Source organism: Algoriphagus sp. NF, assembly GCF_028823735.1.
Classification (GTDB): domain Bacteria; phylum Bacteroidota; class Bacteroidia; order Cytophagales; family Cyclobacteriaceae; genus Algoriphagus; species Algoriphagus marincola.
The window spans coordinates 1-26862 of record NZ_JAPEIB010000047.1; the positions used below are offsets into that span (position 1 = coordinate 1).

At 41.7% G+C, this 26862-nt stretch carries 20 protein-coding genes; 16 read left to right on the forward strand and 4 right to left on the reverse strand.

The annotated features are described in order from the left end of the window. Positions 1 to 56 precede the first annotated feature (56 nt). Entirely contained in the window at positions 57 to 353 is a 297-nt protein-coding gene (locus OU792_RS16665) for an Imm27 family immunity protein (protein ID WP_134202497.1), read from the forward strand. Positions 354 to 572: 219 nt separating this feature from the next. Continuing rightward, entirely contained in the window at positions 573 to 770 is a 198-nt protein-coding gene (locus tag OU792_RS16670; RefSeq protein WP_274670781.1) for a hypothetical protein, read from the forward strand. Between the two features lie 49 nt (positions 771 to 819). Here the strand turns inward: OU792_RS16670 and OU792_RS16675 are convergent, their stop codons facing one another. Next, positions 820 to 996, reverse strand: coding sequence for an integrase core domain-containing protein (locus OU792_RS16675; RefSeq protein WP_274670782.1), 177 nt, complete (start codon positions 994 to 996; stop codon positions 820 to 822). Between the two features lie 846 nt (positions 997 to 1842). Here OU792_RS16675 and OU792_RS16680 point away from each other — a divergent pair. Together OU792_RS16680 and OU792_RS16685 are read left to right on the forward strand one after the other, a co-directional pair. After that, complete coding sequence (locus OU792_RS16680; RefSeq protein WP_274670783.1) at positions 1843 to 3642, forward strand: glycoside hydrolase family 2 protein; 1800 nt, start codon at positions 1843 to 1845, stop codon at positions 3640 to 3642. 632 nt (positions 3643 to 4274) lie between these two features. Beyond that, positions 4275 to 4910: a peroxiredoxin gene (locus OU792_RS16685; RefSeq protein WP_274670784.1), complete on the forward strand. Its 636-nt coding sequence runs from the start codon at positions 4275 to 4277 to the stop codon at positions 4908 to 4910. A gap of 98 nt (positions 4911 to 5008) precedes the next feature. Here OU792_RS16685 and OU792_RS16690 read toward each other — a convergent pair whose 3' ends face one another. Both OU792_RS16690 and OU792_RS16695 read right to left on the reverse strand, forming a co-directional pair. Then, positions 5009 to 6361 carry a sensor histidine kinase gene (locus OU792_RS16690; RefSeq protein WP_274670785.1) on the reverse strand — a complete coding sequence of 451 codons (1353 nt, stop codon included), beginning with the start codon at positions 6359 to 6361 and terminating at the stop codon, positions 5009 to 5011. Then, positions 6351 to 7739 (reverse strand): sigma-54-dependent transcriptional regulator, encoded by a 1389-nt coding sequence (locus OU792_RS16695; protein WP_274670786.1) that lies wholly within the window; start codon positions 7737 to 7739, stop codon positions 6351 to 6353. The genes OU792_RS16690 and OU792_RS16695 overlap by 11 nt, the downstream gene beginning before the upstream one ends. Positions 7740 to 8044: 305 nt before the next feature. Here OU792_RS16695 and OU792_RS16700 point away from each other — a divergent pair, with 305 nt between their 5' ends. From OU792_RS16700 to OU792_RS16710, 3 genes are all read left to right on the forward strand, one after another. Continuing rightward, a complete protein-coding gene (locus OU792_RS16700) occupies positions 8045 to 9295 on the forward strand; it encodes an efflux RND transporter periplasmic adaptor subunit (protein WP_274670787.1) in 1251 nt (416 codons plus the stop codon). Positions 9296 to 9526: 231 nt separating this feature from the next. Then, positions 9527 to 9889 carry a four helix bundle protein gene (locus tag OU792_RS16705; RefSeq protein WP_134202512.1) on the forward strand — a complete coding sequence of 121 codons (363 nt, stop codon included), beginning with the start codon at positions 9527 to 9529 and terminating at the stop codon, positions 9887 to 9889. 124 nt (positions 9890 to 10013) lie between these two features. Then, positions 10014 to 10712 (forward strand): ABC transporter ATP-binding protein, encoded by a 699-nt coding sequence (locus OU792_RS16710; protein WP_026947370.1) that lies wholly within the window; start codon positions 10014 to 10016, stop codon positions 10710 to 10712. Between the two features lie 74 nt (positions 10713 to 10786). On the opposite strand, the gene OU792_RS16715 is transcribed toward OU792_RS16710, so the two are convergent. Beyond that, positions 10787 to 11149, reverse strand: a complete 363-nt coding sequence (locus tag OU792_RS16715; RefSeq protein ID WP_134202513.1) for a four helix bundle protein — start codon at positions 11147 to 11149, stop codon at positions 10787 to 10789. Between the two features lie 163 nt (positions 11150 to 11312). On the opposite strand from OU792_RS16715, the gene OU792_RS16720 reads away from it, so the two are divergent. The 9 genes from OU792_RS16720 to OU792_RS16760 all read left to right on the forward strand — a co-directional run. Next, entirely contained in the window at positions 11313 to 13673 is a 2361-nt protein-coding gene (locus tag OU792_RS16720; RefSeq protein WP_274670788.1) for an ABC transporter permease, read from the forward strand. A gap of 310 nt (positions 13674 to 13983) precedes the next feature. Further along, positions 13984 to 16437, forward strand: coding sequence for an ABC transporter permease (locus OU792_RS16725; protein ID WP_274670789.1), 2454 nt, complete (start codon positions 13984 to 13986; stop codon positions 16435 to 16437). 23 nt (positions 16438 to 16460) lie between these two features. Then, positions 16461 to 18869: an ABC transporter permease gene (locus OU792_RS16730; protein WP_274670790.1), complete on the forward strand. Its 2409-nt coding sequence runs from the start codon at positions 16461 to 16463 to the stop codon at positions 18867 to 18869. A 186-nt stretch (positions 18870 to 19055) separates the two neighbouring features. Next, complete coding sequence (locus OU792_RS16735; protein WP_274670791.1) at positions 19056 to 21473, forward strand: ABC transporter permease; 2418 nt, start codon at positions 19056 to 19058, stop codon at positions 21471 to 21473. A 180-nt stretch (positions 21474 to 21653) separates the two neighbouring features. Then, on the forward strand, positions 21654 to 22343 hold the full coding sequence (locus OU792_RS16740; protein ID WP_222583560.1) for a head GIN domain-containing protein: 690 nt from the start codon (positions 21654 to 21656) through the stop codon (positions 22341 to 22343). Between the two features lie 77 nt (positions 22344 to 22420). After that, the gene (locus OU792_RS16745; RefSeq protein WP_274670792.1) at positions 22421 to 24847 is read left to right on the forward strand and encodes an ABC transporter permease; all 2427 of its coding nucleotides are present in this window, start codon (positions 22421 to 22423) and stop codon (positions 24845 to 24847) included. A 28-nt stretch (positions 24848 to 24875) separates the two neighbouring features. Beyond that, positions 24876 to 25571, forward strand: coding sequence for a head GIN domain-containing protein (locus tag OU792_RS16750; protein WP_081701468.1), 696 nt, complete (start codon positions 24876 to 24878; stop codon positions 25569 to 25571). Between the two features lie 191 nt (positions 25572 to 25762). Beyond that, complete coding sequence (locus OU792_RS16755; RefSeq protein WP_166669413.1) at positions 25763 to 25930, forward strand: hypothetical protein; 168 nt, start codon at positions 25763 to 25765, stop codon at positions 25928 to 25930. 166 nt (positions 25931 to 26096) lie between these two features. Beyond that, positions 26097 to 26862: ABC transporter permease (locus tag OU792_RS16760; protein ID WP_274670793.1), on the forward strand; the 766-nt coding region annotated here is incomplete at its 3' end.

The window sequence follows — 26862 nt, forward strand, 5'->3', positions numbered from 1 at the left end:
GAATTTGTAATTCCTAATCAGGCAATTCCTGAAGATGCTGTTAGACGAGTTGTACAATGAAAAAGATAAGTAAAGACGAAATATTGATAAAAGGGAAATGGGTGTTTGAAAACGGAGAGATGAAAAAAGACGGAGATTGTTTAAGAATTGAATGGCTTATTCAACACCATCTTAAATGGGTGTCCAAGGATGCCAGTGGTTGGTTAAACCTTTATCAGGATCCGGATGATGAAAGATATTGGGAGCTGTTATACGAAGATAGCGATTCCCATGGTGGTGGCCCTCCTTCGTTAAAGTATATTCCTGAAGCTAAGGTGAAAGAGCGCTACAAAATAAGCCCCCTCTGGGAGTAGTAGAAATATGATTAGGCCTAGGTGTAGGTACTATACCATAAAATAGAATTTGCAATTCAAAAAATGAATAGAGGTTATAAACTATCAGATAAATAACTTTTAGATGAAGGGTATAAATGTATTTGGTTTGACAATTCTGCTATGAGAAAAAACTTCATTTTTATTAGTTGTTTAATGCTCTCATCCTATTTATTGAAAGCCCAAACCTTGCCAGGTGGCATGAATTCAAATCTCCCCAAGCCTTCGATTTCAAATTCTATTTTTGCTTTACCAACCAAACCTGAAATCCCCTACCTAACCGAACTCAATCAAATCCATTCTTTAAAGGAATCTTATGATAGTTTGAGGTCTGAGATTAAGGAAATCCAAGAATCAGCACAGGATAGTGAAGGCTTCCCATTTTTTGGACAATACTAAATTAGACAAAATCAGGTTTTGATTATGACTATTATTACTATTAAGGGTGTTAATTGTGGGTAACTTCGGAGAAGTTATCCACTGTTAACGCCCATTGCTTTGCAAACTCAACCGGAGAATAGTCATTCAGACTTCCATGAGGTCGATTCTGATTGTAATCTTTCACCCATTCCCTGGTGATGGCTCGGGTTCCCTTTTCTATTTTACTGTAGGCTGACTTGTCCACGCTGATATGGGTGACGACATCGATCTGTTTGAGGCCTTTCTGCTCACTGATTGCCCTGGGAAAGTCAAGTTCTTTGGATTATTAGGGAAACTTCAACTTTTAAATAATTTTTTCGCTAGCTATCCTAGTTTGGAACGAATAAAGAGTCTATTTTTGAGACTATAAATCTGTTGGAAAAAGTCCAAGTTATAAAAAGCGTAAAACTCTACTTCTTTCTGTTGGATGAATTTTAATACGCTGATTATCAAATAGATATAAGGAAGGTTCGAATCCCTCCTCCTCTGCAAGAGAAAACCAGTTCAATAAAATGGACTGGTTTTTTTGTTTTAAACGTTCGGAGAATGATTAGCCGAAACTCTTTTCTTTTTGACTGATATTCCGTTTTCGATCTTGGTTGAATTTCAAGTCTGAATATCCATCTTTCCTGTAAGAGTAAATTTTACCTTTGTAGCCTAAACGAGTGTAAAAAATGATTGAATTTACTCTCGTTGCTTACACAAAGGTAAATTTTACTTCCGCTGAGTGTGGTTTGAGTTAGAATTTAAAAGTGCCGTTGCCTGGGCGTAATTTGCCTGCCCTGCAATCCGGCCCCTCGCTAAAAAGCATTCATTCGCTGGAAGCAACCTTATGTTCAAATAAATTTGTGATTTGCTGATGATAGAGGAGCTTCAGAAAATTAAGCAACAGGATCCCGATAGAGCGGGATGGGTAGGATAGATCAAGAGAAATAGCCATGGCTATTTCTGATTGACGGTGAGGGAAAGATAATTGTTTTTTGCAACTTAGGTATTGTAAACCTTAATTGTCTGTCTCTACATTATCTCTATTCCTATGCGAATCTTATTAATGACTTTTTTTCTTTTTGGTTCCTTTCTCGTGTATTCTCAGTCTGCACGTCTGACCACTCCCTGGACTTCAAAAGTTGATTCCAAAGCGCCACTTCCAGAATATCCAAGGCCACAACTGGTAAGAACAGAGTGGCAAAATCTAAACGGACTATGGGATTATGCCATCTTACCAAAGGGAGTACTACCAGAGACTAGTTTTATAGGCAAAATCACGGTTCCTTTTCCGGTGGAATCTTTTTTATCAGGAGTTCAGAAAGAAGTAGGTCCAGAAAATGAGCTTTGGTATGAAAAGTCTTTTGATTTGACTCTTTCAACCAAAAACAAAAGGATTTTATTGCATTTTGGGGCTTCTGACTGGGAAACAGAGGTTTGGGTAAATGATCAGCCAGTAGGAACCCATCAGGGCGGATACGATTCTTTTTCCTTCGATATCACTTCTCAATTGAATTCCGGCAAAACCCAGAAAATCCGGGTCCGCGTTTGGGATCCCAGTGATTCAGGGCCTCAACCCCGAGGAAAACAAGTCAAAGAGCCCAAAGGAATCTGGTACACACCAGTCACGGGAATTTGGCAAACGGTTTGGTTGGAGAATGTGCCGGAAAGCTATATTTCAGGTATCTACTCCAATACTGATTGGGAAAGCGGACTCCAAGTTTTTTATCCTGAAGTCATACAAGCAGAAGCCGAGCAGGAAGTGGAAGTGATTGTTTTTGACGGAAAGCAAGCTGTTGGTTCTTTTCGGGGAAAGCCCAACACTCCCTTGCCGGTAAAGTTGGCAGCTCCCAAGGCTTGGTCACCTGATTCTCCATTTTTGTATGAAGTATCCCTTAGATTATTAGAAGGAAATGAGCTAATCGAGGAAGTAAAATCTTATGCCGCATACAGGGATATCCGAATGTCAAAAACACCGGATGGCTTTCAGCGGATTTTTTTGAATGGCAAGCCACTTTTTCAATATGGTCCTTTGGATCAGGGATGGTGGCCGGATGGATTATACACGGCACCCACGGATGAAGCCTTACTTTTTGATATTGAAAAAACCAAGGAAATGGGATTCAACATGATCAGAAAGCATGTCAAAGTTGAACCTGCCCGATGGTATTTTCATGCAGACAGATTGGGTATGCTGGTCTGGCAGGACATGCCTAGTGGGGACATGGGAAATCGTTGGGAAGTCCGTCCTGGTATCATTCGGGAGGGAGTTGAAAAGGTAAGAACACCTGAATCCGAGGCAATTTTCAAGACTGAATGGCAGGAAATCATCAATGAGTTTAAGTTTTTCCCATCTATCGTGGTTTGGGTTCCATTCAATGAAGCCTGGGGCCAATTCAAAACCAGTGAAATAGTTAATCTGACACGAAAGTTGGATCCAAGTAGGTTGATTAACTCGGCTTCTGGAGGCAACTTTGAAATGGAAGGCGCTTCGGTGGTTGGAGATATTCTTGACTTGCACAATTATCCTGATCCAGTAATGCCCGATCCGAAAATATTTGGTAAAAAATCGATCATGGTTTTGGGTGAGTTTGGTGGCTTGGGCCTTCCGATAGAGGGACATACCTGGCAGCAAAAAGATAATTGGGGATATCAAAGCTTTTCTTCGGCAGGGGAGTTAAAGGCAAGGTATTCCGGAATGATTAAGGATTTGGCCGAATACATTTCTAGAGGCTTGGCCGCTGCAATTTACACTCAGACCACCGACGTGGAAATAGAAACCAATGGATTGATGACCTATGACCGTCAGATCATAAAAATCCCAGTAGAAGAGCTGAAAAATATGCATGAAGAGCTCTATAAGTAAATGATGGATGACTGATATGGAATTATGAATGCTTATGTCCAAGTCTTTGAAAGGCTATTATCTAAATCTGTTGAAGGGGATAGAACTAGATTGAATCAAGTCCTTATTTTTTCACCAAACAGAGTAGCTTGAACTTCTTTATTCATCTGCTTTTTTTTAAATCATCGGGCAGATTACTTCTTTTTGGCTTAGAATTTCACTAAACTAATAAGGAAGCAATCTTAAAATCCATGCCAATCAATCACAAAACTCAAGTAATAACGAAGTGCCTTTTATCTCTTTTTTTCTTTCTACCTCTTCTAGTTTATTCACAAAATCAGCCGGGAATTCCAAAACCTAGTGGACCGGTGGATCTATCGGATAATTGGGATCTGGTAATCTATATTGTTATTCCAGCGATTATCTTGATCCTCTTTCTTGTATTCCGAAAAAGAATTTTCAAAATAAAAGAAGAGAAGCAAGAACGAATTCAAAAAGACAGGGAGGAGAAAGGAAATTGATATTCAATGAGTTTTGTCCTGAAGCTAGCCTGCTTTCATCCAATTTAAAAAAAATGCGATCCTTATAAACTTTTTTGACTCAGCTTTTGTCTATTACTCTATAAAATCTATAGACTTTAAATAAATAATATTATGGCATTACGACTAGGAGATGAAGCTCCGAATTTTACAGCAGAAAGTACGGAAGGTACCATTAACTTCCATGAATATCTAGGCGACAGTTGGGGAGTGCTATTCTCTCACCCAGCTGATTTTACGCCAGTTTGTACCACGGAATTGGGAGCTGTCTCAAGATTGAGAGATGAGTTCTCCAAGCGGAACGTGAAAGTGATCGCCTTAAGTGTAGATGGTTTGGAAAGTCATAAAAGTTGGATCGGTGATATCAACGAAACCCAAAATACGGCTGTGAACTTTCCCATTATAGCCGACGAAGACAAGAAAGTATCCACGCTCTATGATATGATTCATCCAAATGCAAATGAGAGCTTTACCGTTCGTTCGGTATTCGTGATTGGTCCGGATAAGAAAATCAAATTGACGATTACTTATCCAGCCAGTACAGGAAGAAATTTTGATGAATTGCTTCGGGTGATTGATTCCTTGCAGTTGACAGCAAATTACAGCGTGGCAACTCCAGCTGACTGGAAAGAAGGGGAGGATGTGGTCGTTTCACCTGCGATCAAGACGGAAGACATTCCAGCTAAATTCCCGAAAGGTCATCGAGTAATCAAGCCTTATTTGAGAATGACTCCACAACCGAACAAATAATTCCGTCAAAAATAGGATCTTATAGAAAAGGCAGCGATTAAAAAGAGCTGCCTTTTTTCTTGCGGGTTTTTCGCTATTAGATTTTATTGAGAAACCGGCTACTTGAAGATTAGACTAAAAACCGTTCGCTTGTCTTGCTCAGACTCTACAATCAAACTGCCCCGATGCAGATTCATTATTTGACGGGAAATTGCCAAGCCAATTCCTGACCCGGTCTTTTTGGTGGTGTAAAAAGGTACAAATATTCGCTCCAAAGCCTCTGGCACAATACCCGGTCCATGATCTTCGACTTCAATCCGAATACCCATATCTCCTTGTGAAACACCCCGAAGGATGATCTGCCTGTCGGCGAGTTTCTGCATGGACTCAGAGGCGTTTTTTATCAGATTGATCAATATCATCGATATCTGATCCCGATCACACTGTATTTCCAGCTCTTTGGGATGAAGCTCTGTTTTGACAAAAACATTCTGAGACTTGAGCTCTTCTTTCATGAGGCTGAGCACATTTTCAAAAAGATCCTGAACCCGAACCAGTTCCTTTTCAGGAATGGGGATATTGGTGTAATCCCGATAAGCATTGACAAAATTCACCAATCCTTTACTTCTGTTGGCTATCGTATCCAATCCTTCCTGAATATCCTGGAATCCATCCTTTTTGATCAGCATTCCCTCTTTTTGCACATAGCTGTCTTCATCTAGTATGGTTCGAAGGGATTCGACCAGGCTGGAAATGGGCGTGATGGAATTCATAATCTCGTGGCGGAGCACCTTGGTAAGGTTTTGCCAGGCTTCCAGCTCATTGGATTGTAATTCTGCATTGATATTTTGGAGTGAAAGCAAAGTCCAGCTTTGACCGCCCATCTTCAAAGCAGTGGTTTGGATGATTAAATGTAGGTTTGAATTGACCTTATGGGAGATTCGTTGACCGGGTTTGATCTCCATGACTTCCTTCAAAAGCTTTGTGGAAAGCTTCCCCAAATCACTGATATCCCGAAACTGGGGAATCTGAAGTAAGTGCTTGGCGGCATTATTGATGACACCGATTTTGCCTTCAGCATTGAAAGAAATGATTCCTGTATTGATGTGTTGAATGATTACTTGCAGGAAAAGCATCTGCTCCTCCTTTTCAGCACGGGTTTGCTTGAAGACTTCCATCACCTCATTGAAAGCCATATTAACCTCTCGAAAGGAGTTCCCCATTTTGCTATCTGAGGTAAAGGAGCTTGAAAAATCAGCAAACCGGATGGAGTCAAGGAAGCGTGCTAATTTTTGGTTGATCGAGTTCACGTAATAAATCATCTCACCGACGATTCCTGCTACCATAATTCCCAAAATTGCGGGTGCAAGCAGCAGGCCTTGACTAAAGTAGAGCCAGAGTCCCAAAAAAATACAGGTAGTAATAAGAAGGATCCGGAAGGTGATCCCTACGGAAAATCGCCTATAGACCATATTTTTCCAATCTTCTGTAAAGCGAGGATCGGGTCAAACCCAGTTCCTCAGCTGCTCGTGTGATATGTCCGTTGTGCTTTTGCAGTGCTTTTCGGATGAGGATTCGCTCCACATCTTCAATATTCAGGTGCTCCAAACTCACATTTTCTTCGGATTTCTCGGGCTGTCCCATTTTTTGCAAAAACAAATCCTCGGGCTGAAGCACATTGTGATTGCTCATGATGACCGCGCGCTCGATACTATGCTGCAGTTCCCGGATATTTCCAGGCCAATGATACTTCGTCATCCGCTTGATTAGGGGTTCAGAGGCTTTTCGGATGTCTTTGTTGTATTTTTTTGAATAAAAATTAATGAAATGATCTGCTAACAAGGGGATATCCTCTACTCTTTCCCGAAGTGGGGGAAGTTGGATTTCGATGGTATTGATTCGATAGAGTAAATCCTGTCGGAAGCTATTATCATACACCATATTGTGAATGGGCATATTGGTAGCCGAAATCAGGCGGATATTGACTTCCACAGGCTTATTTGCACCCACACGGGTAACTTGTCGATTTTGGAGAGCTGCCAAAAGCTTAGCTTGAAGGGGTAGGGGAAGGTTACCGATCTCATCCAAAAATAGTGTTCCTTTATGAGCCTGCTCAAAACGCCCTGCCCGGTCCTCCTTGGCATCGGTGAAAGAGCCTTTTTTATGCCCAAAAAGCTCCGATTCAAATAGCGTTTGGGTGATGGATCCCAAATCCACTCCTACAAAAGCCTCTCGACTTCTTCGGGAATTTCGGTGAATAGCTCTGGCAATCAACTCTTTTCCCGTTCCGTTTTCGCCAAGAATCAACACATTGGCATCGGTAGTAGCCACCCGTTCGATCGTTTCGAAGACTTTTTGCATGGCCGGGCTTTGGCCGATGATATCCTTGAATTTATTGTCAATATCCTGTTGAAGGGTAGTTTTCTGATCTTTTAGGAGGTTGACCTCAAGTTTTTTCTGACGGAGTTGAAGGGCAGAATTCAGTGTAGCAAGTAGCCGCTCATTTTCCCAAGGCTTCAAGACAAAGTCCGTCGCGCCTTCTTTGATGGCTTTGACGGCAAGATTGACATCACCGTAGGCTGTGATTAAGACCACGACAGCAGATGGGTCAAGTTCCAAGATTCGATCCAGCCAATAGAAGCCTTCCTGTCCCGAACTCACGTCCTTGGTGAAGTTCATATCCAATAAAATCACATCATAATTTTCATTATGTGTGAGAATAGGCAAAAGATCAGGGTTGGTTTCGGTATCTACTTGGGCAAAGTGCCTTTTAAGAAAAATCTTGGCAGCCTTTAGCAGGTCTTCGTTGTCATCTACAATGAGAATTTTTCCGATTCGTCGCTCTTCCATACATCTTGTGGTTTTTGTGGTAGGCTGTATAAAGTTCTAAAAGCTTGCCGAAAATTTCACTTTTGATCAAAATTCTGAAAATGGGCGAATCCGAACAATTTTGGCCATTTTTTCTCAATATCGACTTTTTGAATTGAAAATCTATTCGCTTCGCTTTTGAAAGGGATTGTTCGCTGGCGGACGAAAATGTTCGAGTTGGAATTTAGCTTTTCCCTCAAAAACCCATCAAAAAGCTTCTAAGCCATGATTTTTCCATGGCATAACCTTTGGCATAAAAGAGACAGCCTCAAAAAGGCCAACACACAATGGATAGAAAATTAGAAAAGAAAACATGGACTCCTAGGCGAATTGCCTACATCATCGGAGGTGCTCTTTTGGTCGCTGGAATCATTTATCAATTGGGCTTTGCCGATCACCGGTCTACTATGAATGTGGAACAGGATCGATTGAGTATCACCACCGTCAAAACGGGGGAATTCACCGATTATATTTTGGTTTCAGGTCAGATTGAGCCTGCGCAGACTTTTTACTTGGATGCAGTAGAAGGAGGGATGGTAGCAGAGGTGATTCGAGAGTCAGGAGCCACCGTCGATCGGGGAGATACCATTTTGGCTTTGACCAATTCTAATTTACAGCTTGACGTGATGCAGCGGGAGACCATGCTTTATGAGCAAATCAATAATCTCCGTCAAACCCGGCTTCTTTTGGATCAAAATGACTTGAGCCAACAAGGTCAATTAGCTGAAATCGATTATCAAATTTCCCTTTTGGAACCTCAGTACAAGCGATTCAAGGAGCTTCATGAGAAAAAACTGGTCTCAGACCGGGAATTTGAGGAAGTGAAGGAGCAATACGAATACAATCTGAAAAGGAGAAGGCTGACTTATGAATCCTATAAAAATGACTCGATAGCTCGATCGATTCAATTGAATCAGCTCCGAAATTCAGAAAACCGGATGCAGGCCTCCTTACAAGGCGTAGGCAAAATCTTAAACAATCTGATTATCACAGCTCCAATTGCCGGACAATTGGCCATGGAGCAGATCGAAGTAGGTCAGGCCATCAATCCCGGGCAACGATACGGGCAGATTGATGTATTGGATGAATTCAAAGTTCGGGTGCCGATCGATGAACTTTACCTTCCGAGAATCGGCAGAGGTCTTCGGGGTAAGTTTACCCTGAGTGGTCAGGAGTACGAGCTGGAAATATCCAAGATCTATCCTACGATCACCAATGGTCGCTTTGAAGTGGACATGGTATTCACAGGAGAAAGTCCTCAGGGAATTCGAAGGGGACAGAGTGTTCGGATCCGCCTTGAATTGGGTCAAAGCGAGCAAAGTCTACTTCTGGCTACTGGAGGCTTCTTCAAAGATACCGGTGGTAATTGGGTCTTTGTCATCAATCCGGCAACAGGAAATGCCGAAAAGCGAAATATCCGCCTAGGTAGAAAAAATCCGGAATACTATGAAGTGCTGGAGGGATTGGTGGAAGGTGAAAAAGTCATCGTTTCCGGATATGAGAATTTCGGGGATAATGAGGTGCTGGAGATGAAGTGATTTGAGTGGGAAGCTGGAAGCTGGAAGAAGGAAGTGGGGAGTAGGGAGTAGGAAGCTGTAAGAAGATTAGGGACTCTTCACAGTAAAGAGCTGGCTGTCAAACCAAAACTCAAGTTTAATTCTAGAATTAAAACTACTTCGTTAATAAATGTGGAATTAGATATAGAGAAGATGAGGTGTTATTTGATTAATTTATAGAGTTAAATAGATCATCAACTAACCGATACAATTATGAGCTTCAAATTTGAAAATCTCTTGATATGGCAAAAGGCAATGGATTTAGCAGAAAGTATTCAAAGCTTGTCTAAAAACTTTACAAAAGCAGAAGTTTATAACCTTACAAGTCAAATCAACCGGGCTGCGGATTCTATCGCGTTAAATATTGCAGAGGGATCAATATTACAATCTAATCCTGAGCAGAGTAAGTTTCTGGGTTATGCGATTCGTTCGATTGCTGAAGTTGTGACTTGTTTACATAAGGCCAAACGAAGAGCCTATATTTCTGAAAACGATTTTAAAAAGAACTATCAAGATTGTTTTGACCTAATGAATATGACTATTGGATATAGGAGTAAAATCAAAACAACGAATTAAGATGAATCTATCTATCAAAAGAAGATTCAGCGATTTATAAATGATTTTCTAAAACAAATAAATAATCTGGAATTGGACTTGGGACAACTTCCCTCTTCCTACTTCCATCTTCAAACTTATTACCATGGAACACGTCATCAAAACCAACAACCTTCGAAAACTTTATACCACGGAGGAAGTAGAAACTACCGCTTTGGACGGTATTCAGATCGAAATCAAAAAAGGCGAATTTGTAGCTATCATGGGACCTTCGGGTTGCGGAAAGTCTACCTTGCTCAATATCATCGGACTTTTGGATAATCCAGATGAGGGTGAATATTACTTTCTGGATCAAGAGGTAGCCAATTACTCCGAGAGGCAGCGTTCATCACTGAGAAAAGGAAATATCGGATTCGTTTTCCAGAGCTTCAACCTGATCGATGAATTGACAGTATTTGAAAACGTAGAGCTACCGCTGCTTTATCTTAAAATACCAGCTGATGAGCGTAAAAAGCGGGTGGAAGAGGTCTTGACGCGCATGAATATCATGCACCGAAGAAATCACTTCCCGCAGCAGCTTTCAGGTGGTCAGCAGCAGCGCGTGGCGATTGCTAGAGCTATTGTCGCTAAGCCATCCGTGATATTGGCGGATGAGCCAACGGGTAACTTGGATTCTAAAAATGGTGAAGAAGTTATGCGCCTTTTGGAAGAGTTGAATAATGAAGGAACGACCATTGTCATGGTAACACACTCACCCCACGATGCCAACTACGCCCACAGAATCATCAATTTGTTTGATGGAAAAGTGGTGACCGAGAATATCCGGGAGCAGTTTCATGTTTAATGTAAGGGGGTAGGGGAGCATGGAGGTTTGGAAGTATGTACTTCCAAACCATTATAGCCTCTTATCTGGAGATACTAGTTGGTTTTCAAAGTTGATCGAAAAGCTCCCATGCTATTCATCAGAGAGTAGGCTTGCTTGTAAAAAGAGGTGAACTCTTCTTCATTCATGTATTTCCTTCTTTTTGCCTTATGTAGGCAAGTCACCACTTCAGCCAAGGACCTTAAAGAATAGCCGAGGAATTTTCGAAACTCTTTATTCGATTGGCCGGTGGAACCTTCAGCAATATTCAAGGCAATGGAATCAGCCGCTCGCCGGATCTGAGATATCAAATTATATTTCTCATCATTCGGAAATTTGCCAGATACTTCAAAAATCAACTCTCCAAAATCCATGGAGGTATGCCAAATTCTTAGTTTTTCAAATTTGAATGTTTCCATAACTACAGCATTTAATTGGTTGTATGTTAACTAAAAATCAAATTATAAAAATGGGTAATAAAATCCAAAATGTTATTTCTTAACCACCTACTATCCCCCAAACCCCCAAACCCCCAAACCTCCCAACTCCCCAACCCTCATACTTCCCAACCCTCCAACTCCCATGATACCCCACTATCTCCTTCTTTCCCTCCGAAGCTTCCTCAAAAACAAACACATTTTTGCTATTAACCTTTTTGGCCTTGCCATTGGGTTGACGACAGTGATTTTGATTATGCTTTGGGTTCAGGATGAGTTGGCTGTCAATCGGCAGCATGCCAACATTGATCGGATCTACACGGTCCTGACCAATCATGACAATGCCAATGGGCTAGTAACTGTGCCTTTCACCCCGGCTAGAATGGCAGAAGCTATGAAGGAGGAATTGGCTCAGGTTGAAAAAGCTTCCGCAATTTCTCCTTATATAGAAGGGATGACCTTTGAGCAGGGAGAGGTAGTTCTGGAGGCTGCAGGCTTTTTTGTGGATCAGGATTACCTGGAGATCTTCGATGTTCCTTTTCTGGTCGGAAATCAGGAAAAAGCTTTAACAGGAATCAATTCGGTGATTTTGTCAGAATCCTTAGCCATCAAATTGTTTGGATCTCCCCAACTAGCGCTGGGAAAATCTTTGCATTGGCAGGTTTTTGATTTCGAAAATGAGGTGGAAGTCACCGGAGTATACAAGGACACGTCGAACCTGGAAACCCGTCAGCCTGAGTACTTACTTGCATTTCCTTTTTTCCTGCAGATGCTAGGAGATGGAGCTCATTGGGATAATTTTAATTCTGGGACAGACATCCTTTTGAAAGAGGGTGCTGATCCCGAGCTTTTTAATGAGCAGATTATAGACTTTATCAAAAAAAAGGAAGCTGAGTCCAATGTGTCCGTGATGATACAGAATTATGGAGATACTTACCTCTATGGAACATATGAGCAAGGAAAAGTGGTGGGGGGAAAGATCAGTTACGTCCGTCTATTTTCTGCTATTGCCGTTTTCATTCTACTGATTGCCTGTATCAATTTCATGAACTTGGCCACCGCCAGGTCCATGAGTCGCATGAAGGAGATTGGTGTGAAAAAGTCCATGGGAGCCAGCACTTCAAGTCTTTTTGGGCAGTTTATGACAGAATCCTTGCTCTTGACTTTTTTTGCCTTGGTTTTGGCAGTGCTTGGCGCTTACCTTTTACAACCCTTTTTTAATCAACTTACTTCAAAAAGTCTAAATCTCCGTTTTGACCTGGGTTTTATTCTTCTTTTGGGAGGAGTTTGGATCATCACCGGATTAATGGCTGGAGCTTATCCGGCAATTTATCTGTCTCGGTTCAAGCCTGTTCAAGTTTTGAAAATTCAAGTCAAAGGGAGTTTTGGAGAACTTCTGGCCAGAAAAGGGCTTGTTGTATTCCAATTTTCGATTTCCTTGCTTTTAATCATTGGGATTTTGGTAGTAAGCAAGCAGTTGAATTTCATCCAAAATCAGAATCTTGGCTACAATCAGGCTCATCTTTTAGAGATCAACTCCTCTGGCATCAATCCTAAAAATCTTCCTTCATTCCTAGAGCAGACCAAAAGCCTTTCAGGTGTTGAAAATGCCTCTAGTCTATCTCATCCCTTGGTCGGTTTGGGGAGCTCTACGATTGGACTCACATGGGAAGGAAAGGACCCTGATGATCAAATCAAGTTTGAAAATATCACAGTTAATATGGGGCTGATCGAAACGATGGGCTTCGAAATGTTGGCTGGGAGGGCCTTTTCTCCGGAATTTGGAGAGGAATCCCAAAAAATCATCCTGAATGAGGCTGCTGTAAAAACCATTGGGTTTCAGAATCCCATAGGTCAAATCGTGAATCTTTGGGGAGAAGATAAGGAAGTGATCGGTGTGGTCCGGGACTTCCATTTTGAATCGCTAAAAGAAACCGTCAAACCGGCTTTCCTCAAATTTGATCCCAATTTTGCTCAAAAAATCATGGTACGGATTCAGCCTGGAAATCAGGTAGAAACCATTGCTTCGATTGATGAACTTTTTCAGAGCTTTACCGGAAAGCCTTTAGCTTACAAGTTTTTGGATGAAAACTATCAAAACCTCTATCAAGCAGAGCAACGCACCGCTCAATTAGCCAATTACTTTGGGGTTACAGCCATCTTTCTTTCTTGTTTAGGGCTTTTTGGCTTGGCAGCTTTCACAGCAGAAAAGCGCCGGAAAGAAATTGGCGTTAGGAAGGTACTGGGAGCTTCAACGATAGGGATATTGACCTTGGTGTCCAAAGATTTTGTCTATTTAGTATTGATTTCAATTCTTCTAGCCATGCCGCTGGCTTGGTATCTGGCCGATTTATGGTTAGAAAGTTATGCCTTTCAGACTAATCTAAGTTGGTGGATATTTGCCGGGTCTAGCCTGCTACTTGTTTTGATAGCTTTATTGACTGTTGGTTATCAGGCATTTCAGGCCGCACGAAATAACCCGGTGAATTCTCTGAAAAGTGAGTAATTGTTTTGACCGCGAGCGGACATTTTTGTTCGAACTACAAATATGTGAAATAGTAAAAAAGGCCTTCTACATATCAGGAGGCCTTTTTTTGGTGGCACAAAACCTGAATAATATTTGGCAGGAGAAATCAAGAACTAAAGAAAATATGGATATCCGCTTTCTTACCAGAATTGACAAAAAGTCGGCTTATTGTCTGCTGAAAGGATCAGAATCCGGGAGCTTCGGTCTTCGGTCTTCGTTCTTCCAACCAGTCAAGCAAAGTAAATAAGGCAACTGGCATGTTTGCGGATAATCATAAAAGAAAATCGGGATGCTTCAAAATTATATCAAAATCGCACTGAGAAATCTTCGCAAGCAAGGTTTCTATTCTTTCATCAACATCTTTGGTCTTTCGGTGGGAGTTGCCGTTTGTATGGTGATTGCCCTTTTCGTGATCAATGAATCGTCCTATGATAAGCATTTTAAGGATGGAGACAGGATTTATAGAATCACAAACAAGACTGTTTTTGGTGGGAGGTCCTCCCATAACTTATATACTCCAGCAGCTTTGGTCAGAGCTTTGCCGGAGGAAATTCCCGAAGTGGAAGCCGCCGTACATTTTCGTGAGCAGGGACCCTATTTGGTCAAAAGACCAAATGATTCGGAAAACCTACTGGAGAGAAGGGTAATATGGGCCAGTAAGGATTTTTTCAAGGTTTTTGATCTTGAAATGGTCAGCGGAACCCAAGAAGGAATTCTGGATGAACCAGCTACTGTTGCTATCAGTGAATCCATGGCTGAAAAGTACTTCCCAAATCAGGAAGCAGTCGGAGAATCGCTGATACTAGATAATGAATTGGAATTCAGAATCACCGGTGTTTACAAAGATTTGCCTGAGGCAAGCCATTTTCATTTTGATTTTTTATTGAGTGCTGAAGGATTACAAGAGGCCCAAGGTGAAATTTGGTTCAGCAATAATTTTCAGACCTATTTCAAGGCCTATGAAGGGTCTTCGCCTGAAGCCATCGAAGAAAAATTCTTCCCAATGCTCAAAAAATACATGGAGCCCCAACTCGCGCTCTTTTTTGGTGAAGGTACTTCCTTTGATGACTTGATTGCACAAGGCAGCTCATTGGAATACATTCTCCAACCATTACATGATATTCACTTGAAGAGTGATTTGGAAGGCGAATTTGAGGCAAATTTTAGTGAACAGTATGTGTACATTTTTGTAGCTATAGGTTTATTTATCCTGCTGATTGCCTGTATCAATTTCATGAACCTTTCTACAGCCAAATCTGCTAGCAGAGCTAAGGAGGTAGGAATTAGGAAGGTGATGGGATCTTTTCGAATACATTTGATTCGACAGTTTTTAATGGAATCTATCCTACTTAGTTCCATAGCATTTTTGATTGCGATTCCTTTGGCTACTCTTATGCTACCATTCTTCAATGATTTGGCAGAAAGAAGCCTCGTAATGCCTGTTGAATCTGCAGGTTTTTATGCAGTCATCGTTCTCGGTGCACTTGTTACAGGGCTTATCGCTGGCAGCTATCCTGCTTTTTTCCTCTCAGCCTTTAAACCTGTAAGTATTCTGAAAGGAAAAATCCGAATGGGGATGAAAAGTGGTACTATCCGAAGTACTTTGGTTGTTTTTCAGTTCGCTATTTCGGTGATTTTGATCATCGCCACGATTACTGTGAATAATCAGTTGAGCTTTATACAAAACCGGGAGATAGGATTCGAGAAAGATCAGTTGATCACGGTTTTTAATACCTACGCCTTGGATGACCGACTTGTAGGTTTTAAGGATCGGATCTTAGCTGATAACAGTATTGAAATGGCAACTATCAGTGGATATTTGCCAGTGGCAGGATCTTACAGAAGTGATAGTCCCTGGCTTGTGGAGGGCCGGGATCTGGCTGATATGGAAAGCACAGTAAGTATTCAAAACTGGCGAGTCGACGAAAACTATATTCCAACACTAGGCATGGAGTTAGTCTCTGGAAGAAACTTTTCCCTTGATTTTCCCTCTGACAGTAGCGCAGTGATTCTGAATGAGACAGCGGTGAAGAAGTTCAATTTCGAAGGTGACCCGATCGGGCAAAAAGTATATTCTCAGATTCTTGGAGACGGGAATCAAGAGATTTACCAAATCCGTACAGTGGTAGGAGTGGTGAAGGACTTCAATTTTCAATCTATGAAAGAGTCTGTATCTCCTGTTATGCTTCTTTACAATGAAGTTCCTGGAGGACCGGTATCCTTTAAATTCAAAGCTGAAAATACTCAGAATGTCATCCAACTAATTGAGGAGTCATGGAAAGATATGGCACCCGGTCAGCCTTTGACTTACGAATTTATGGATGAGCAATTCAGCAAAATGTATCATGCAGAAACTCGATTGGGTAAGGTATTTGGGGTTTTTGCCGGTTTCGCAATTTTTATTGCCTGTCTAGGGCTTTTTGCTTTGACTGCCTTTACTGCAGAGCAAAGGACCAAAGAAATTGGGATAAGGAAAGTCCTGGGAGCCACGTCCTCAGGAATAGTAGTTTTGCTCTCCAAGGAGTTTTCAAAACTTGTTTTGATTGCATTTGTATTAGCAAGCCCACTGGCTTGGTGGAGTATGACAAAATGGTTGGAAGACTATGAATACAAAGTGAATTTGGGTCCTTCCATTTTTCTACTGGCCGGTCTTTTCGTGGCATTTATAGCCTTTGTCACCATCAGCCTTCAAGCCTTTAAAGCTGCATCAAGTAACCCGGTCAAATCACTTAAAAGTGAGTAATCCTTTCTCTTAATCCTGAACTTATGATCTTCAACTATCTAAAAATCTCACTTCGAAGCCTACTGAAGAGACGGGTTTTTTCTGCCGTTAATCTGCTGGGACTAACCCTGGGATTGCTCACTTTTTTAGTGCTGTTTGCCTATGTAGCCACTGAGTTGACCTACAATGACTTTCATGATAAAAAAGAGAATATTTACCGCGTGGTGGTAGTTGAAGGAAATGGTGAGGCTGAAATTTTTCTTCCACCGGGCTTTGCCAATATTCTTGAGGATCAATTTTCTGATTTGGATCATGTGACAAGAGCGGCGGGTTTTATCGCTGGAGGATTAATTTCTAATCGGGAAGCTAATATTGCGATCAAGGAAGCAGACATCAGCTTTGTAGAGGGAGACTTTTTCCAGACTTTTTCCTTTCCCATTAAGCGTGGAAATGCAGATTTATCTGACCCTCAAACTGCCGTCATTTCCCAAGAACTTGCCAAAAAATTATTTGGGGAGGAGGACGCGCTGGGTAAAAGCTTCACGCTAAGCAACAATTTTGGCAAATCGGACTATACCATTTCTGGGGTGCTGGATGAAATTCCAATGCGTTCAGACCTTCGTGCAGAGGTTTTTCTTTCCATTCATTATCTGGAAAATGAAGCAAATCGAAATGGAAATAGTTGGGCCGATCCCAATGGAATGGATTCTGGATTTGCTAATCTCTATTTGCTAACCAATCCTGGCACCGATGGAGAGGAACTTGCCAAGCAAATGACTGACTACTTCAAGCGGTTTCCTGGTCTTGACGGGATCACTGTGCACCTACAACCCCTCAGCGTATGGCATTTGGGTAGATCTATCGATGATCCGCTTCCTACTTTTGGAAGTAGGGCAGGTGTCTTTGTTTTTGGAGCTATGGCGGTTCTGATTTTGGCCATTGCTTATGTCAATTACCTCAATCTTTCTGCAGCGAGTATTCTGACACGTCTCAAGGAGATCAAAATGCGAAAAGTGCTTGGAGCAAATACTTGGCAGCTTGCACAGCAATTTGTATTGGAAACCTTGGTTCTCTTTCTTATTTCAGCACTTTTGGCTTTGATTGGTGTTTTTCTGATGGAGCCCTTAGTCGTAGCGGTTTTAGGTAAGTCCATCTGGCTTGGAGCTTTTAATCTGCCGCTTTTTTGGCTTTTGATCACATTCATTATCCTTTCTTGCTCGCTGATTTCGGGTTTTTATGTGGTGGTGCTTTCAGGAAAATTTGATAGAAAATCACAAGTCAACCTCAAACCTGAAAGTGGACAATGGCTACGTAAATCCTTGGTGGTTTTCCAGTTTGTCATATCCATGGGAATGATCATCTCTACCTTGGTCATCCAAGATCAGCTTTCCTTCATGCAAAATAGGGACTTGGGGATGAATCTAGATCAATTACTGGTTATTTCAGGCCCTGACGAATTAGGAGAAAATGCGAAGGAGAAGCTGGTAAGCTTTAAAAATCAACTCGATAATTTTGCTTTTGTCAAAGGATCAGCCTCCTCCAATGTACTTCCCGGTCGATCTTATAATTTTTCCGCAGCTGGGATTACGCCCATGGTGCCTCGGCCGGAGGACCGAGATCAGAGTTATGCGATGGGAATCATCGATGAAAAATTTTTGGAAGTCTTTGAAATTGACATCATGTCAGGTAGAAACTTTACTTCAGGGGAAGCCAATCAAGGCTGGTATGCCAGCAGAAAGCTGATGATTAATGAATCGGCTGCTGAAACATTGGGTTTTGATAGACCAGAGGATGCATCGGGTCAAAGTATCAAATGGGGCGAAGATGTATACGAGATTGTAGGCGTAGTGGCAGATTATCATCACCTTTCGCTCAAAGAAGAAATTCTGCCTATGATCCTGCTTCCAAATGAAGGTCAGGCCTACTTTTCTCTGATTGTGGATCCTATGAATTTGGAAGAAAGCTTAACTTCTCTGCAAGCGACATTTGAAGAAATTTTCCCTGGAAATCCTTTCGAATATTACTTTATGGATGAGCAGTTTGCTTCGCAATACGCTGAAGATCAACAGTTAGGCAAAGCTTTTTCCACAGCGGGAATTTTAGCCATTTTGATTTCTTGCCTTGGTTTATTTGGCTTGGCAGCCTATGCTGTGGAGCAACGGACCAAAGAGATCGGTATCCGAAAAGTTCTCGGTGCCAGCAGTCCCAGTGTTATTCGACTGATTATTAGTGATTTTGTAATTCTTCTTTTAATCGCGATAATTATAGCCTTTCCATTGGCTTGGTATGGCATGAAAACTTGGCAAGCGGATTTTCCCTATCATGCTGGCTTGTCAGTTTGGACTTTTTTGGCGGGAGCGGTTGTAACTATTTTGATTGCTTTGCTCACAGTAGGTTTTCAGGCTCTAAAAGCTGCCTGGTCCAATCCCGTTGACGCCATTCGAGTGGAATAGTGTCCGAACTAGCTGAAAACGGACAGTTTTAATTACGTTTGGATATTTCAAAATGCCCTTTAAATAGCTTTAAAGGGCATTTTTATTTTTGGAATTAGGCTTGCAACCTTCTTTTTAAAATCTGCATCTCCGCTATAGAGACTAAACCAACTCCATCTTTTCATAAAATTCGAACCCGCGCCAGCTATGTTGAAAAACTATTTGAAAATCATCTTTAGGAATCTTCGTAACAACAAGATTTATTCGTTGATCAACATTTTTGGGCTAAGCCTAGGAATAGCTGCCAGTATGTTGATTGTAGTGTTTGTGGCAGACGAACTGAGTTATGACAAATTTCATCCACAAATTGAAAATTTGTACCGGATCGATTTTACAGGGAAACTAAATGGGAATGAGTTCGATATGGCCTTGACAGGTGCACCCATAGGACCGGCGATGGCTGAGGAGGTTCCGGAGGTAGAAAGTACCTTAAGAGTGGGGCTATGGGAAACTGTCCCCATTCAGTATGAGGATCTTACTTTCACTGAAAGCAATGTTTTAGTTGCTGAAAAAAACTTCTTTGACTTTTTTGGCTTTGAGTTGCTACAGGGTGATCCTGCCACTGTCTTGGATGGTCCAAATAAATTAGTGATTACCGAAGAAAATGCCAGAAAATATTTTGGAGAGGAAGATCCGATTGGCAAAGTACTCTTACGCGGGTCTGAAAAAACTGCTAGCGAGGTAACGGGAGTAATTAGCAATCCTCCGTCCAATTCTCATCTTACCTATGACATGATTGTGTCCGGTGACAGCTGGGAGTATTTGAAAAATGAAAATTGGTCCAGCAATAACCTATATACCTACTTCAGAACATTTCCGGAGGTGGACATGAGTAATGTTCAAGGTTCTCTGGATGGATTCATTGAAAAATATTTTGGGCCGGAGATCGAGCAATACCTTGGCTTTTCAATGGATGAACTGAGAGCTCAGGGAAATAATGTTGGATATGGCTTTATGCCAGTGAAGGATATTCATTTGCATTCCGAACTTGCAGAGGAACCCACAACACCTGGAAATATCCAGTATCTATACATTTTTGGGGCGATCTCAATTTTTATAATCCTGATCGCCTGTATCAATTTCATGAATTTAGCCACTGCCAAATCTGCAAATCGTGCGAAGGAAGTAGGAGTTAGGAAGACCATAGGAGCAAGTAGATTTCCTCTCATTGGACAATTTCTTACCGAATCTATGATTTACAGTTTTCTTTCTGGCTTCGTTGCATTGGTACTAATTTTAATAGCACTTCAGCCTTTCAATGCGCTATCAGGAAAGGACTTGAGTTGGACCGTATTCTTAAATCCTGTTCTGCTTCTTGGCTTTTTTGCTTTTTTGGCTTTCGTAGGCCTATTGGCAGGTTCTTACCCAGCCTTTTATCTGACGTCCTTTTCACCGTCAGAGGTGCTTAAGGGGAAGGTGAGAAAGGGAACCAGACGTTCTGGGTTTAGAAATGGACTAGTTGTTTTTCAATTTTTTGTGTCTATAAGTCTGATTATAAGTAGCTTGGTTGTGTACAAGCAACTTATTTACATGCAGGAAGTCAACCTTGGTTTTGATAAAGAAAACGTAATTAATCTGCTACATACCCGATCTCTGGGGAATAATGCGGAAGCTTTCAAGCAAGAACTGTTGGCCAATACAGACTTCATCGCTGCCTCCTATGCCAATAATCTTCCTCCCAAGATTGACTGGAATTCCGTTTATCGGGCCATTGACACCGAGCAAGACTACTTATTTACGATGAATTGGGTTGACCATGATCATTTGGATGCCATGGGCTATGAAATGCTAGAAGGAAGGTTTTTCTCTAAAGACTTTCCCTCAGACAGCACAGCCTTGATTATCAACGAAAGTGCATTCAAGCAGATTGGCTGGACCGAGCTGGATGGTACTCAAAAAATCTCTGGTTATTTCAATGGGGAAGAAATTGAAGAGAGAACAGTGATCGGGGTGATTAAGGATTTTAATTACGATAACCTAAAGCTAAAAATAGAACCATTGATTATGGGGATTGAGCCAGATTACTTTTATGAAATGGCTATTCGATTGAATCCGGGTGATGTCACTGACCGGGTTAAAATTATTGAAAATCTTTGGGCTAAGTATGCTGATGGAGCAGCTTTCGAATACTCTTTTGTGGACTCCAACTTTGATTCGCTTTATAGGTCGGAGAAAAATATGGGCAATATAATTCTTGTATTTACGGTTTTGGCTATCAGCATTGCGTGTTTGGGTTTATTTGGCCTAGCTGCTTTTACCACAGAGCAAAGAGCGAAGGAAATCAGTATTAGAAAAGCCTTGGGGGCCAGTATGCCTAATTTAATTACTCTACTGAGCAAGGATTTTACCATCCTGGTATTGGTGGCATTTATTTTTGCAGGTCCCTTGGCATACTATGTCATGGACACTTTCTGGTTGCAGAATTTCGCCTTTAAAACTTCGATAGGCTGGATGCTGGTTTTGGGGTCAGGACTCATTGCAATTTTTATTGCTTGGCTTACAGTGAGTTATCAAAGCTTTAAAACAGCCGCCTCCAATCCGGTAGATTACTTAAAAAACGAGTAAAGCTTCATTTATTTACTTGCTTTGCTCAGATCGATATAATTCCAAATTGATTGTCCGCTCGCGGTCAAATTCTGGTCAGATCGGACAATCAATATTAATTAACCCACTCAAAGAGCTTGTAAAAGCACTTTTTGCTCTTGGCACCATCTCTGAATTAATAATTATAAACCAACACATGTTATGAATCTGATTAAAACAACCGCTGCAGTTCTGCTCCTTTTTCTTTTAGGTTTTTCTGCTAATGCTCAAGGTACGGAAACACGTACTCCGGGAGCTTTTACGAGTATTGAGTCCGGTGGAAACTGGAATGTGTATGTCTCCATTGGTGATCGGGATGAGGTGACCATAGAATCCGGTAATATCGCTCTCAACAAAGTCATCACTGAGGTAAAAGACGGGAAGCTTAAGCTTAAGCTCGAGAAAGGAAATTATCGCAATGTAGATCTTGACTTTTATGTAACTGTCCGGGAATTGACTGGACTGGGTTCTTCTGGTTCGGGAAGTATTACAGTCGAGGACGATGTGGATACTAAGAAATTGAATCTTGGAGTATCCGGATCAGGCTTAGTTCAGATGAGAAATGTCTTTGCTGAGACCGTTAATGTAGGGATCAGTGGCTCTGGAGATGTAAAAATTGAAGGTGGAGAAACCAAGAAATTATTGATCGGACAGTCAGGATCAGGAGATTTCAGTGGACCCGGCCTAGTAGCTGAGCAAATCAATGTTGGCAAATCAGGCTCAGGAAAATCCTATGTAGGAGAGTGCAAGTCATTGAAAGTAGGTGCCTCTGGCTCTGGAAATGTGTATTACAAAGGAAATCCAGAATTGAATGTAGGTGTCTCCGGATCTACTCGTGTGATCAAGCAATAATATTAAACCCAGCCTTATGAAAGTCGAATGCCGGTGAGTACGTACTTGTCGGCATTTTTTCTAAACCCGAGCCTCCTATGTTCAAGAATTACTTCAAAATCGTATTTAGGAACGCCAAAAAGCATCCATTGTATGTTTTTATCAATCTCTTTGGCTTAGCAATTGGGATGGCAGTCAGTTTGGTGATTCTGCTCTATGTTCGCTACGAATTGAGCTATGACAATTATCATCAGGATGTCGATCGCCTTTACCGGGTATCTCGGGCTTGGTTCAACCCTAGTGGAGAGGAAAGCCTTCATTTAGGTCATGCAGCACCTCCTTTTGGCCCGCTGATTCAATCTGATTTTCCAGAGGATGTGGAGGCTTCAGCCCGATTGATGAATGCCGATCCATTGATAAAAAATGGGGAGGATTCATTTGTGGAAGAGGACTTTTTCTTCGCCGATCCAGAAGTTTTCGATGTTTTCGGATGGGAGCTTTTAGAAGGAGAGTCGCGAGATGCTCTGACAGAGGCGGATGGACTTATCCTTACTGAAAAGACAGCTCAAAGATATTTTGGTGATCAAAGTGCTGTAGGTAAGGATTTGTTGGTAGAAATTCAAGGGATGCAGTTTACCATGCAGGTGCGGGGTGTAATCAAGGATATCCCTGAAAATTCCCACTTCCATGTGGATTTCCTTGCTTCCATGATACCGGTCATCCAATTTTATGGAGGACAGGAAGCTTTTATGGGAAATTATGGGTCGAATAATTTCTCCACTTACCTCAAACTCGCTTCAGGTGTAGATTATCAGGCATTCGAAGATAAGCTTCCTTCCATGATTGATAGACATATGGGAGAGACCAGCTCAGGTATCCCTATGTCCCAAACCACCAAGCTTTTCCTTTGGCCCATTCAGGATATTCATTTGTACTCTAATCTGGATTCGGAAATTGGCGCAAATGGGAATATTGACTATGTCTACATCTATGCCGCAGTGGCTCTATTTATTCTTTTGATTGCCTGTATTAATTTTATGAACCTAAGTACTGCTCGCTCATCGCTCCGATCCATGGAGGTAGGTCTGCGAAAAGTAATGGGTGCCGATAAGCTGGTTTTGATTAGGCAATTTATGGGAGAAAGCTTCGTCATGACCTTTATTTCCATGATAATCGCCGTCGGCTTGGTATATTTATTTTTGCCGACTTTCTCTAACTTTTTAGAAAGTCCACTTTCCCTAAATTTCATTTCCAATCCGGAGTATTTCCTTTGGATTGCAGGTATTGTGCTTTTTGTGGGATTGATATCAGGAAGCTACCCTGCCTTGTTTTTATCTGGTTTTTCACCTGCAAAAGTTCTCAAAGGTGCATTCAAAGCTGGAAAAGGTCATGAAAACTTCCGCGCTGTTTTGGTCGTGGGTCAGTTTGCTATTTCAGTTATGCTTATAGTCGCCGTTTTGGTAGTGATAGGGCAGTTGAGCTTTATGCAGAATAAGGACTTGGGATTTGACAAAGAAGATATTGTAGTTCTTCCTAGCTCCAATCAAATCAATGAAAACTACCTGATCATCAAAGATAGATTGGAGAATCACCCGGGCATTCAGGAGGTGAGTTTATCCAGTCGGGTTCCTTCCGGTCGATTGCTGGATTCCCAAGGCGCAACAGCTGAAGTAGGAGGGGAATTGACCCAATTAAATGTCCGGATTGCAGATATCCATGTGGCTCATAATTTTCTGGATACTTACGGGATTCCACTGGCAGCGGGAAGAGATTTCGATTATCTACGTGCCAGTGATTCCACTGAAGCATTTATTTTGAATGAAGCTGCTATCCGGGAGATTGGATGGACCTCTTCTGAGGAGGCGATCGGAAAGCAATTTCTCTATGGAGGAAGGCGAGGATTTGTGACTGGTGTGATGGAAGATTTTCACTTCGAAAGCCTTCATCAGCCGATTGTACCCATCGTATTTTTGATTTCTCAGGATAGAAATAATCAAGTCAGTATCAAATTCGATGCAGATCAGCGGGAGCAGGTTATGTCTTATTTGCGAGGAGAGTGGGCGGAATTCCGACCGGATTATCCCTTCGAACCAAACTTTATCGATGAAGGATTTAATCGTCAATACGAAGCTGAGGCAAGAGTCAAAACCATCTTTACTTTCTTTTCAGTCCTTGCAATTGTGATTTCAGTATTGGGTCTCTTAGGATTGGTAACTTTTGCAACCGAACAAAGAACCCGAGAAATCGGTATCCGAAAAGTCATGGGAGCTGAGACCTCCAATATTCTAGTCCTTTTGGGAAAAGATTTCCTGAAGCTAGTTGGAGTAGGATTTTTGATTGCTATCCCGCTTTCTTATTTCGGAATGAGTAGCTGGCTGGAGGATTTTGCCTATCGAATTGGCATATCTTGGACTACTTTCCTGTGGGCTGGATTGATAGCAGGACTGATAGCGGCAGTGACAGTTACCAGTCAAACTATCCGTGCTGCTTGGGCCAACCCCGTAAAAAGTATTAAAAACGAATAAGTATAATCCACTATTAAAATCTATAGCTATGAGAACTAATCTAAAACTGTTTATCTCGGCATTTGCCCTTTTGGCCATGGTGTCATGTGTACAGGCTCAGCAGACCGAAACCCGTGATTTGGGAAGCTTTTCCAAAGTCAGTTCCGGTGGAAGTTGGGAGGTGATCCTGACAGAAGGGAATCGTGAGGAGGTCCGAATTGAGGTAAGGGGTGTCGACCTGAGTAAGGTGAAAACTGAAATAAAGGGTGATGAATTGAACCTCGGACTAGAACGAGGTAGCTACAGCAATGTAAAGCTTAAGTTTTATGTCACCTACCGCAATTTGGAAGGAGTAAGTGTATCAGGTTCAGGAGATATGAAAGTTGACACCCCGGTAAGAGCAGACCAGTTTTCAATTGGGCTATCAGGTTCAGGAGATATTTCCATGAAGGAGCTCATAGCAGGTCAGTTAACGGCTTCTATTTCCGGCTCAGCTGAGATAAGGATTGCTGATGGAGAAGTAGAATCAGCTGAAATCAAGCAGTCCGGTTCAGGAGATTTCAAAGGAGAAAGGCTAGCAATAGGTAGTTTGTATGTTACCAAGTCAGGTTCAGGTGATACGCATGTTGGGGATTTGGGAGAAATCTCAGTACGATCCTCTGGCTCCGGAGATGTAGTGTATTCCGGTTCGCCAAGACTGGGAGAGATACGAACTTCAGGATCTAGCCGAATCCGAAAGCGATAAGCTGACTATAATCCCCCTAAAAACCTGCAAGAATTTGTTGCAGGTTTTTTTATGTCTTTCTGTTTCATTCAAGGTGATTATTTCAAAGGCTAAAGCTGGACTGGGTAAAATCATTCTTTCTGCCCGATAGCGAACAAAATTGTCCGTAGTTTCTGATGCTTATTTTTTGAAAACATTAAATACAGGCGGTATTGAGGCTTTTTGACTGGTATGGAAGTGGAATAGATAAGAGAGAAGTGGGGAGTAGGAAGCTGGGAGAGGGAAGTGGGGCGAAGGAAGTAGGAAGATGGAAGTTGGAAGTGGGGAGAAGGAAGTTGAGAGTTGGGAGTTGGGAGTGGGGAGTAGGATGCTGGGAGTGAGAATTAAGTGGTAAATAGAAAGAAGCAATAGAGTATAGAGATTAGAAACAAGAAAATAGAATCAAGAGGTTAGAAATAAGAAGGTTGGACCAGAAAATGGAATAAATAGTTTTCACCATGTCCTATCAAACTTTCCAACCTTCAAACTTATAAACCTTCCAACATTATGTGGAAAAACTACTTTAAAATCGCTTGGAGAAATTTTATTAAAAATAGGCTTTACTCCTTTCTTAATGTGTTAGGTCTTTCCATTGGGATGGCTGTTTGCCTAATCATTATGCTATTTGTAGGGTATGAGCGAGGATTTGATCAAATGCATTCTAAAAATGTTTTTCGACTGAATGAAGTGCAGAATTGGGAAGGAATGGTGGCTCCACAGAAAGTGGCACTCAGCATGTTTCCCATGGGACCTACCCTCAATGAGGAATTCTCAGAAGTTTTGAATTATACGACCATGACCAATGGTGGGGATTTAATACTTATGGATAAGGGTGAACGAGTGACCATTCCTAACACCATCTGGGCAGACGAGCGGTTTCTAGAGGTGTTTGATTTTGAGCTGGTTCAGGGAGATAAAAGTACTGCACTGAAAGAACCAAACGGTATGATCCTTACCGAGAAAAGGGCTAAAATTCTTTTTGGTGATGAGCCTGCCCTTGGCAAAGTTCTACCTGTAGCCGATACAGACAGTGCTTTCGCCGTTGTAACTGGAGTGATGAGAGATATTCCTGAAAGGTCACATTTACAATTTGAAGGGGTGATAGCCATGAATACCTTTTTTGACGATCAGGAAGGCCCCGGTTGGGGGGCAAATTGGTTTAATACCTACTTAGAACTTGTAGATGATGTTGATATGGAATCCATGGAATCCCGATTCCCGGAATATCTGATTTCCCATTTAGGAGAAGATGCAGACGAGAACTTCCAGCTTT